General features: G+C 66.0%; 9 protein-coding genes. 5 read left to right on the top strand and 4 right to left on the bottom strand.

From position 1 onward, the window contains the following. Positions 1-4 precede the first annotated feature (4 nt). The 3 genes from BLQ28_RS16965 (at position 5) to BLQ28_RS16955 (ending at position 4,346) form a co-directional block, all read left to right on the top strand. A complete protein-coding gene (locus BLQ28_RS16965; RefSeq protein WP_093241534.1) occupies positions 5-1,669 on the top strand; it encodes a ShlB/FhaC/HecB family hemolysin secretion/activation protein in 1,665 nt (554 codons plus the stop codon). A gap of 161 nt (positions 1,670-1,830) precedes the next feature. Next, entirely contained in the window at positions 1,831-2,850 is a 1,020-nt protein-coding gene (locus tag BLQ28_RS16960) for a glycosyltransferase family 2 protein (protein ID WP_093241532.1), read from the top strand. Next, positions 2,844-4,346: an ArnT family glycosyltransferase gene (locus tag BLQ28_RS16955; RefSeq protein WP_093241529.1), complete on the top strand. Its 1,503-nt coding sequence runs from the start codon at positions 2,844-2,846 to the stop codon at positions 4,344-4,346. Before BLQ28_RS16960 ends, BLQ28_RS16955 begins: the two co-directional genes overlap by 7 nt. A gap of 88 nt (positions 4,347-4,434) precedes the next feature. Here BLQ28_RS16955 and BLQ28_RS16950 read toward each other — a convergent pair whose 3' ends face one another. Then, complete coding sequence (locus BLQ28_RS16950) at positions 4,435-6,801, bottom strand: TonB-dependent receptor (protein WP_093241526.1); 2,367 nt, start codon at positions 6,799-6,801, stop codon at positions 4,435-4,437. A 313-nt stretch (positions 6,802-7,114) separates the two neighbouring features. On the opposite strand from BLQ28_RS16950, the gene BLQ28_RS33300 reads away from it, so the two are divergent. Beyond that, on the top strand, positions 7,115-7,243 hold the full coding sequence (locus BLQ28_RS33300; protein ID WP_256327328.1) for a hypothetical protein: 129 nt from the start codon (positions 7,115-7,117) through the stop codon (positions 7,241-7,243). A gap of 49 nt (positions 7,244-7,292) precedes the next feature. Here the strand turns inward: BLQ28_RS33300 and BLQ28_RS16945 are convergent, their stop codons facing one another. Both BLQ28_RS16945 and BLQ28_RS16940 read right to left on the bottom strand, forming a co-directional pair. Next, complete coding sequence (locus tag BLQ28_RS16945) at positions 7,293-7,640, bottom strand: c-type cytochrome (RefSeq protein ID WP_371126678.1); 348 nt, start codon at positions 7,638-7,640, stop codon at positions 7,293-7,295. Continuing rightward, positions 7,640-8,083, bottom strand: coding sequence for a DUF3592 domain-containing protein (locus tag BLQ28_RS16940; RefSeq protein ID WP_093241523.1), 444 nt, complete (start codon positions 8,081-8,083; stop codon positions 7,640-7,642). The genes BLQ28_RS16945 and BLQ28_RS16940 overlap by 1 nt, the downstream gene beginning before the upstream one ends. Positions 8,084-8,289: 206 nt before the next feature. Here BLQ28_RS16940 and BLQ28_RS16935 point away from each other — a divergent pair, with 206 nt between their 5' ends. Then, positions 8,290-8,961: a hypothetical protein gene (locus BLQ28_RS16935; RefSeq protein ID WP_093241520.1), complete on the top strand. Its 672-nt coding sequence runs from the start codon at positions 8,290-8,292 to the stop codon at positions 8,959-8,961. 75 nt (positions 8,962-9,036) lie between these two features. On the opposite strand, the gene BLQ28_RS16930 is transcribed toward BLQ28_RS16935, so the two are convergent. Continuing rightward, on the bottom strand, positions 9,037-9,843 hold the full coding sequence (locus BLQ28_RS16930) for a PPK2 family polyphosphate kinase (RefSeq protein ID WP_093241518.1): 807 nt from the start codon (positions 9,841-9,843) through the stop codon (positions 9,037-9,039). Between the last annotated feature and the right edge of the window lie 19 nt (positions 9,844-9,862).

Here is a 9,862-nt window from a genome sequence, read left to right as displayed (position 1 = left end):
CCCGATGCCTTCCACGTTCCGCACCTGCCGTCTTCCGCAGGCCCTGTTGTCCAGCGCGCTGGCGCTTGCCGCAGCGCAAGCTTTCGCCGCACCGCCCGATGCGGGCCAGATCCTGCAGGAGCCGCGCGGCCCGGTGCCGTTGCCGCCTGCGCCGGCACCCACGCTGTCGGTTGCAGACCCTGTCGCCGGCCGGGTGCCTGAAGGCGGCCCGCGCGTGGCGCTGCTCGCCATCCGTTTCAGCGGCAACACAGCCTTCGCCACCGACGCTCTTCAGCGTCTCGTGGCCGACGCCGTGGGCAAGGAGCTGAGCTTTGCCGAACTCACCGGGCTGGCCGAACGCGTCACCCGCCACTACCGCGAAGCCGGCTACCTTGTCGCGCGTGCCTACCTGCCGGCACAGGAGGTCAAGGGCGGCGTGCTCGACATCGCCGTGCTCGAAGGCACGCTGGGCCAGGTCGAACTGCGCAACGCAGCGGGGCTCGAAGCTTCGGCGCTGGCGCCGCTGCAGCGCCTGCCGCTGCAGTCGGCCGTGCAGGAGCAGACGCTGCAGCGCAGCCTGCTGGCGCTGGCCGACCTGCCCGGCGTGGCGGTCCAGTCCACCCTGCGGCCGGGCACGGCGGTCGGTGCATCGGACCTGCTGGTCGAGGTGCAGAAGACCCGCGCGTTCCAGGGCAGCGTCGACCTCGACAACTACGGCAGCGTCTACACCGGCCAGTACCGCGTGGGCACCAGCCTGTACTGGAACAACCCGCTCGACCGCGGCGACCAGCTCAGCCTGCGGCTGCAAGCCAGCGACGCGCGACTGCACTACGAGCGCATCGGCTACCAGTTGCCGCTGGGCGAGTGGGGCACGCGGGTGGGCGTGGCGTACTCGAACATGCACTACCGGCTGGGCAAGAACTTCGAGGTGCTCGACGCGGACGGCAGCGCCCGCATCGCCAGCATCTACCTGCGCCAGCCCTTGCTGCGCAGCCAGACGGCAAACTGGTACGCGCAACTGCAGTTCGACGACAAGACCCTGCGCGACACCGTGGGCCGCACCGCGACCACGACGAAGAGCGATCTGCGCAACGTCGTGCTCGGCCTCAATGGCGACTGGCAGGACGACGTGGGCGGTGGCGCGCGCAACGCGCTGGCGCTGAACCTCACGACAGGGCGGCTCCAGCTCGATGCGGACAGCCTGCTGCAGGACGCGGCGAGTGCAAAGAGCGCGGGCAGCTTCAGCAAGTTCAACTACCAGCTGCAACGCCTGCAGGCACTGACACCGGGGCTCGCGCTGGCGCTGAGCCTGGGCGGCCAGCAGGCGAATCGGAACCTCGCGTCGGCGGAGAAGTTCAGCCTTGGCGGCAGCCAGGGCGTGCGCGCCTATGCGCAGGGCGAAGCGAACGGGGACGAAGGCTGGCTGGCCACGGCGGAACTGCGCTGGCAGGCCGCACCCGGCTGGCAGGTGCTGGCCTTCCATGACTCGGGTTCGGTGAAGACCAACCGCCGCCCCTGGACCCGCGACAGCAATCGGCGTCACCTCGAAGGCGCGGGGATGGGCGTGCTCTGGAGCACGGAGCGGCTGAGCTTTTCGTTCACCGCGGCGTGGCCGATGGGGCGTGAAGCGGCCCAGCCCGATATGAACCGCGGGCCGCGCCTGTGGGGTCAACTCGCCGCCATGTTCTGAATCAGCCGCTGGTCGAGCCGCCGGCTGCTGCCCAACTTCCGCAGGCGCAGCGCGATGACATATTCGTCATGTTCACGACGGATGACTGTCAGTTGCCTTTCCTAGAGTCGCGTCGCTCCCCATCGATGCCGTCCCGGCATCGCAGCGCCTCCCGGACTTCAATGAACCTGCTCTCATCGCAACTGCTTCGGTCGTCGGGTGGCCCGCAGCCGTCGGTCTCGCTCAGCGTCGTGGTGCCTGTCTTCAACGAACAGGCGGTGCTCGCCGAGTTCCATCGGCGATTGCGTCGTGTGCTCGAAGGCATCGGCTTGCCGTATGAAGTGGTGTATGTCGATGACGGCAGCGACGACGATACGCCGCGTTTGCTGCAACAGCTGCACGCGAGTCATCCGGAGATCGCATATGCACGCCTGACCCGCAATTTCGGCAAGGAAGCCGCCATGAGCGCCGGCTTGGAACTGGCCAGGGGCAGGGCGGTCGTCGTCATCGATGCCGACCTGCAGGACCCGCCCGAGCTGATTCCCCTCATGGTGGAGGCATGGCAGGACGGCTTCGATGTCGTCAACATGCGCCGCCGCAGCCAGGACGGGGTGTCCTGGCTGCGGCGCGGTATTGCCAGGGCCTTCTATCGTTTCATCGAACGCATCAGCGAGGTGTCGATTCCTCGCGACGTGGGCGACTTCCGCTTGCTGAGCCGTCGCGCGGTGGACGCGTTGAACCAGCTCCCGGAGCGCGGGCGCTTCATGAAGGGCTTGTTCGCCTGGATCGGATTTCCGCAGACGACCCTCGACTTCGACCGCGATGCGCGCGCGGCCGGCACCACCAAATGGCCCTTCTTCAAATTGGTCGGTCTTGCCGTCGAAGGCGTCACTTCGTTTTCGGCCATGCCGCTGAGGCTTGCCACCTGGCTCGGACTGGCCACTGCCGGTGGCGCCTTCGCCTATGCCTTCTACTTTTTCGTCAAGGCCCTGATCGTGGGCGACTCGGTGCACGGGTTTCCTACCCTCATCGTGAGCCTGCTTTTTCTTGGCGGGCTGCAACTGCTCTGCATCGGTGTGCTGGGCGAATACGTCGCGCGGATCTTCACCGAGGCGAAGCATCGCCCGATCTTTCTCATTGATGTCTTCCTGCCGGCGCAGGCGCCGAAGATGGACAGCCACATCGCCGGCAGCCCGTGCTGACCCCGGTGGCCCGTGCCTGGCACGCCGCGCGCCTGTCGCTCGGCGGTGGTGTTGCCGGTCTGCTGATCGTGCTGGCCTTGCTGCGCCTTGCATCGCTGGGTGCCTATCCGTTGATGGACACGACCGAGGGGCGCTATGGCGAGATCGCGCGCCGGATGGTCGAATCCGGCGACTGGATCACGCCGTGGATCGCGGACGGCGTGCCGTTCTGGGGCAAGCCGCCGCTGTCGTTCTGGCTGTCCGCCGGCAGCATGCGGATGTTCGGCGTTGGCGAGTTCGCGGTCCGACTGCCGCATTTCCTGATGGCCGTGACGATTGTGCTGCTGGCCTTCGACTGGGCTCGCCGCACCGGCATGCGTCGCGCCATCTACGTGCTGCCTGTTCTTGGAAGCACTGTTCTTTTCTGGGTATCCGCCGGGGCCGTGATGACCGACATGGTGCTGTGCCTGGGCGTGCTGCTGTCGACGCGCGGCTTTTGGTTGGCATTGCATGGATCGTCCGAAGACAGGCGGCGCGAAAGCTGGCTGTTCTTTGTCGGGCTCTGGATCTCTGCCCTGGCCAAGGGGCCGGTGGGGTGGGTGCTGGTGCTTCTGCCGCTCGGGGCCTGGTCCTTGTGGGCGGGCAATGTCCGGCTCGCGTGGCGCGCGCTGCCATGGCTGCGAGGTGGACTCCTGCTGCTCACCGCCGTTGCTCCGTGGTATGTGCTGGCCGAGTGGAAGACGCCGGGATTCCTGTCGTATTTCTTCGTCGGCGAGCATTGGAGCCGCTTCGTGGTGGCCGGCTGGCAAGGTGATCGCTACGGTTCGGCGCATGCCTTTCCGCGCGGAACCATCTGGCTCTTTGGCCTGATCGCCAGCTTGCCGTGGAGCATCGTGTTGCCGTGGGTCGCGTGGCGGGCGAGAAGGCAGGGGCGGCCCGTTGCGCGACAACATGGGCGCGAGTCGGCGGAGCGTTCCTTTGGCCTCTACCTGTTGATGTGCGGCATGGCGTCGTGTGTCGTCTTCACCGCGGCCGGCAACACCCTCTGGACCTATGTGCTCCCCGGCCTGCCGCCCATGGCACTGTGGGCTGCGCGGTACCTTGGCAGCCTCGATGCGCGGCTCGCGCGGCGCGCATTGTGGGCCGGTACGCTGGCCAGCACCACGCTGCTCGGCGCAGGACTGACAGCACTGACTCTGGGTGGCCGCGCCGGCAGCGAGTCGGCGAAAGCGGTGGTGCAACTCCACGCCGCGCAACGGCGTCCCGACGTTCCGTTGGCATTCATGCAGGCGCACATGCTCTCGGCGTCTTTCTATTCGAGCGGGCGTGCGCTGCAGATTCCAGATGTCCGGCAACTGGCCACTGTGCTTGGCGAGCCATCGCCCGCCCCCTTGTTCATTGCTGTGCCGCTTTCCGTTCTGCCGCGCCTGCCGCCGCTTGATATGCATGGTCTGCGGACCGTGGGCGATGCAGGAGCGTATCGCCTGTTCCTGCGAGAGGGCGTATCCGGCGGCTGATGCCGCCGGGCAAAAAAATACCCGCCGAAGCGGGTATCGCGAAGAGCGGGCGAAGGTACCGCAAAGGCGCGGTACCCGCCCGGCTTCATCAGAAGCTGAAGCTGCCCGTCAACGAGGCCGAGCGGCCTGCGCCCACGGTCGCGTAGTGCGATGCGTATGCCTTGTCGAAGTAGTACTTGTTGGTCAGGTTCTGGATGTTCAGTTGCAGGCTGAAGTTCTTGTTGACCACGTAGCTCACCATGGCGTCGTACTTCACGTACGACGGAATCCACTTGGTGTTGTTGACGTTGCCGTACTGCTTGCCCATGTACGTGGCGCCGCCGCCGATCGTCAGGCCCGGCATGATGGTGTAGGTGGTCCACAGCGTTGCGCTGTTCTTCGGCGTGTTCGGGAAGAAGTTGCCGTTGAAAGGCGAGGGCGTGCCCGTTGCCGTGTAGCCGTTGTCGGTGAGCTTGGCGTTCAGGTGCGTGAAGCCGCCGAAGACCTGCCAGTCGCGCGTGATGCTGCCAGCCACGCCGAACTCGATGCCTTGCACGCGCTTCTTGCCGACGTTCTGCGTCGAGCCGTCCGCGGCGGTGGTGCGGGCATTGTTCATGTCCGTGCGGAAGATCGCCGAGGTGAGCACAAGGCGGCGGTCCAGCACTTCCCACTTGGTGCCGATCTCGAAGCTGCGGCTGTCTTGCGGCTTCAGGTTGCGGATGGCGGCGGAAATGCCGTCAGCGCCGTCGCCACCGTCGGTGCCGGGCGGCGTCGACGAGGTGCCGTAGGACACATAGATGCTGCCGTTGGGCGCCGGCTTGTAGACCGCGCCGACCTGGTAGTTCAGGAACGAGGCCTTGTTGGCGAGTTCGATGCCGGGCACGAGGCGGCCGGCGGCAACGGCCACGCTGGTCGAGCCGGTTGCGGCAAGGCTCGGCACGGCGGCGGTGGTTGCGATCGGCGTGAGGTATGCGGGCGTGACGGCGTTCGTCTTGTAGTCGTCCCAGCGCAGGCCCAGGTTCAGCGACCACTGCGGGTTGAACTCGATGGTGTCGAAGGCGTAGACCGAGGTGGTCTTGGTCTTGACTTCGGTGCTGGCCGGCGAGCGCACGATGCCGCCCATCCACGGGTCATAGGGCGTGGGGCTGTAGGCCGAGGTGCAGTTGAAGTCGCTGCGGATGCCCGAACCCACCGCGCAGTTCAGCGCGCCGGCGGGTGCGCCGGGGACCGTCGCTCTCGGGTAGCTCTCGAAGCCCGTGCGGGCGTTCTGCAGGAACAGGTAGCTGGCCTTGGTCGTGGCCTCTTTGCCGATCTCCAGGCCGGCCACATAGGTGTGCTTGATGCCGGCGGCTTCGAACTTGCCCGACAGGCTGGTCTGGTTGACCAGCGATTCGGAGTCCGACACGCGGCTGTTGGGCCGGCGCCAGACCGTGCCGTTCAGCAGGAAGTTGCCGCGGCTGTCGTCGGGCTGCGTCCAGATGTAGTCGTTGCCCGACTTGCTGGAGCGCGTGACGTTGCGCAGCACCAGGCCGCCGCCGAAGTCGTGCTTCACGTCGACCGTGCCGGCATCGACCTTGGTGCGCTGGTAGTCGCGGTTGACCACGCCGTAGTAGGTGCCGCGCGGCACCACGATCGGCTGGCCGTCGCCGTTGCGCAGCTGGTTGACGCCGGAGGTGAACGGGTTGTTGTACGGAATGCCCGAATCGGGCAGGTCGTTGGTCTCGTAGTGGTAGTAGCTCAGCGTGACCTGGGTCGGCGTGCCGAGGCCGAAGGTGACGCTCGGCGCCACGCCCCAGCGCTTGACGTTGACCGGGCCGCGGCCGGCGACGTCCGACTTGAAGTTCATCACGTTCAGGCGGGCGGCGATCGTGTCGGACAGCTTGCGGTTGATGTCCAGCGTCTCGCGCTGGTACGAGTCGGTGCCCAGGCCGATGCTGCCGCTGAAGAAGTTTTCAGCTTGCGGCGTCTTGCTGATGATGTTGACCGAGCCGCCGGCCGAGCCGCGGCCGCCGAACGCGGAGCTGGGGCCCTTGACGACTTCGACCGATTCCACGTTGAAGATTTCGCGCGTCTGCGCGGCGCCATCGCGCACGCCGTCCACGTAGGTGTCGCTTTGCGAGTCGAAGCCGCGGATGAAGGGGCGGTCGCCGACGGGGTTGCCGCCTTCGCCCGCGCCGAAGGTGATGCCGGGCGTGGTGCGCAGCGCGTCGACCAGTGTGGTCGCGCCGGTCTGGCGGATGACTTCCTGGGGAATGACCGTGACCGACTTGGGCGTGTCCAGCAGCGGGGCGGTGAATTTCGGGGAGGCGGACTTTTCGACCTTGTAGTCGGTCGTGGCTTCGACGCGGACTTCGTTCAGCGTGCTTTGCGCCTGGGCCGACATGGAGGCGCCGAGCGCAACCAAGGTGGCAGTGGTGGCCGCGCGGCCAGGAATGTAACGCGCAGGCGAATGCTTGCGGCTCTTGATGTACGCCATGAATGCTCCAGAAGACAGGATGAGGTCGTGAACCTCTTGAATGGCTGTCCGGCGCGGAGCTCGGAGTGGCTAGAGGCGTGGCCGTGGGGCCAGACGACACGGAATGATAATGACTAGCATCTGACTTGCTCTCTGATTTTTGAGAACTTTACAATTCAGACGCAAAAAAACTGGAACCAAACATCCAAATTAAGACAGCAAGCGCTACTTGTTTGCCATTGTCGAAGGGATGCGAACCTTCTTTTGCGATTGACAACATCCTGGCCGCACGCGCATCGTCGGCGCCCGAACTACCTGCAAAGCGAGGGCCTCCATGACACACAACGATGTGCGCCGTTCGAGAACCCGGGCCAGCGCCCCGCGCCTTCCCTACGACGGCATCGCGCTGTTTGCCGTGCTGGTTTCGCTCGGTTCCTGGCTGTTCTTCTGGTTCGGGGACTGAGCCGGCAGTGACTGACGCGCCACGGTGACGAGCCGGTTGCCGGCCCGGTTCAACCCGGCGATGGCTGCGACAGCACCCAATGCGCCAGCGCCTGCGCATCGGCAGGCGAGACCTGCGTTTGCCGCGGCATGATGACCCGCCCCCAAGTGCCCACGCTGCCATCGCGGATCTTGTCGGCGAGCCGTGCGGGCGCTTCGGCGTCTTTCAGGTAGCGCTGCGCGATCTGCGCAAAGCCCGGCCCCACCTGCTTGTGGACCAGGCCGTGGCAGGCCATGCAGCCGTTCTTTCTGGCCAGTGCCTCGGGTGCAACCTGGGCCGAGGCCGGAAGCGAAAACGCAGCCAGCATCGCCGCGATTGCGATGAAGTGCCCCTGAAAGCATGGGAACTGCGTCGCCATCACGCAACCCCCGTCTTTTCGTTTTGCCCGATCTTCCTGAGGAGCCACGCGAAGCCGAGGAACACGGCTCCGATGACGCCCGCGATGGCCGCGCCGCCCCACAGTTCGAACAAGTCATTGAGCAGGGCGTTGTTCGGGTTCGACGGCTGATAGAACACATCGACCTTCTCGCCGATCTCGTAGCCCGGCGAGCCGCTGCTGCTCGAAGTCGTGAAATCGATGATCGCGCCCGACGGCAGCCGGAACTGCACGACCGGCCGCCACGTGCCGTCGGTGTTGTTCTTGTTGGTGCTGCGCACGTGCTGCAGATCGGTCACCTGGCCCTGCACCCGCTGGGCCGATGCAATGAAGGCCACCCGCTGGTAGAGCAGCACGCCGCACAGCGCGAGCAGCGCAATGCCGATGAGTCCGAAAAGGAATTTGGCGAGGGTCTCGAACTTCATGCAGCAGGCTTCGGCGCTTTCTTTTCTTGTCCGGGGCCGCAGGGTGCGGCTGGCCGCCGCATCGTCGCATGGCTTTGCTGGAGGGCCTGAAACAGCCTCCGTTCGCGCCAATGCGAGCCGTCGTGCATTCGCGACAAGGCGATTCAAGAGTAACTATATGTATGGTTAAATCCCCGCAACTATCGCGAAGAAGACGAGGGAATTCCATGAAGCTGATGCTGAGCGTTGCGTTCGCCGCCATGGCGCTGGTGGGCTGTGCAAGCACGCAGCCACCGACCGAACCCGGCACGGGCTCCGGCAAGTCCTACGTGCCCATGGTCGCGATGCAAGGCGTCGACAAGGTCCGCTACGACAACGACGTGGCCGAATGCCGGGTCGCGGCGAACCGCATCGAGGCTCGCAGTGACACCAACGACGGCGGCTGGGCCGCATTGGGCCTCGGCCTCGTGACTTGGTACAGCCGTGGCCTGGCCACGGGTGCCGCGGTGGCTGGCATCGGTGCTTCGATTGCCGACTGGGTCGGCCGTCCGCCGGACAGCGTGATCGCCGAGCACCAGCAGATCGCGATCGTGCATTGCATGGCCAAGCGGGGCTATCGCAACCTCGACCCGAACGTGCGGGACACCTTCTACGCGCATAACAACTTCGACCCCGCCGCCGTCACGGCCAAGCCGCGCCGCACCGGCGTCGACACGTACAACGTCGAGACCCTGGCCAAGGCCGGCCGCTGCAACCTGCAGCCGCGCGCCGAACTTACGGCCAAGGGGCCGGGCTTCGAAAACTACAACGTGCCTTGCGACAACGGCGGCACCTGGGCCGTGCGCTGCGAATTCGGCAAGTGCCGCGTGCTGGCACAGGCGGTGATTCGCCGCTCGTGAACTGAGTGAATCAGCGACGCCGCGTCTTTACGCACTTCGCGTCGCTTTCACCGGGCCGGGTCACCGGCGCCGGGCTCACTTGACGATCATTCCCTTCAGCGCCGGGTCTGGCGGCGGCGCCTTGAGCTTCATCTGCCGCAGCGTCTTCACCAGCAATTGCGCAACCATCACATTGCGATGCCGCTTGCTGTTGGCGGGCACCACGTGCCAGGGTGCGTGGTCGGTCGACGTCGCGCCGAGCGCGCTCTGATACGCCTGCTGGTAGGCGCTCCACTTGGTGCGCACCTCCAGGTCGTCCATGCTGAACTTCCATTGCTTGCCCGGCGTGTCGATGCGGGCCTGCAGGCGTTCGCGCTGCTCGTCCTTGTCGATGTGCAGCATGCACTTGACGATCACCGTGCCGGTCTCGGTCAGCAGCCGCTCGAAGTCGTTGATCTGCGCATAGCGGCGCTTGGCCTCGGCCTTGTCGATCCAGCCTTCGACCACGGGCACCAGCACGTCTTCGTAGTGGCTGCGGTTCCACACCATGATCTCGCCGGTGCGCGGCACCGCGGCATGGCAGCGCCAGAGGTAGTCGTGTGCGCGCTCCAGGTCGTTGGGCGCCTTGAAGGCCATCACGCGCACGCCCAGCGGCGAAGTCCGCGAGAACACCCAGCGCACCGTGCCGTCCTTGCCGCTGGTGTCCATGCCCTGCAGCACCAGCAGCAGCTTGCGCCGGCCTTCGGCGTGCAGCAGGTCCTGCAGTTCATCGAGTTCGACGGCCAGTGCGTCGACCTCCGCGCGCTGCGATGCCTCGTCGCCCTGGCAGAAGGGCGTGTCGTCAGGATCGATGTGCGAGAGCTTGAACTTGCTGCCGACGCGGTACTTCTTGAAGCTGGCCATGTCCCGGATCTCCGTGAGA

The organism is Variovorax sp. EL159 (assembly GCF_900100965.1).
GTDB lineage: Bacteria > Pseudomonadota > Gammaproteobacteria > Burkholderiales > Burkholderiaceae_C > Variovorax.
Note: the sequence above shows the minus strand (reverse complement) of the source record. Positions and strands in the feature narration are given on the sequence as shown.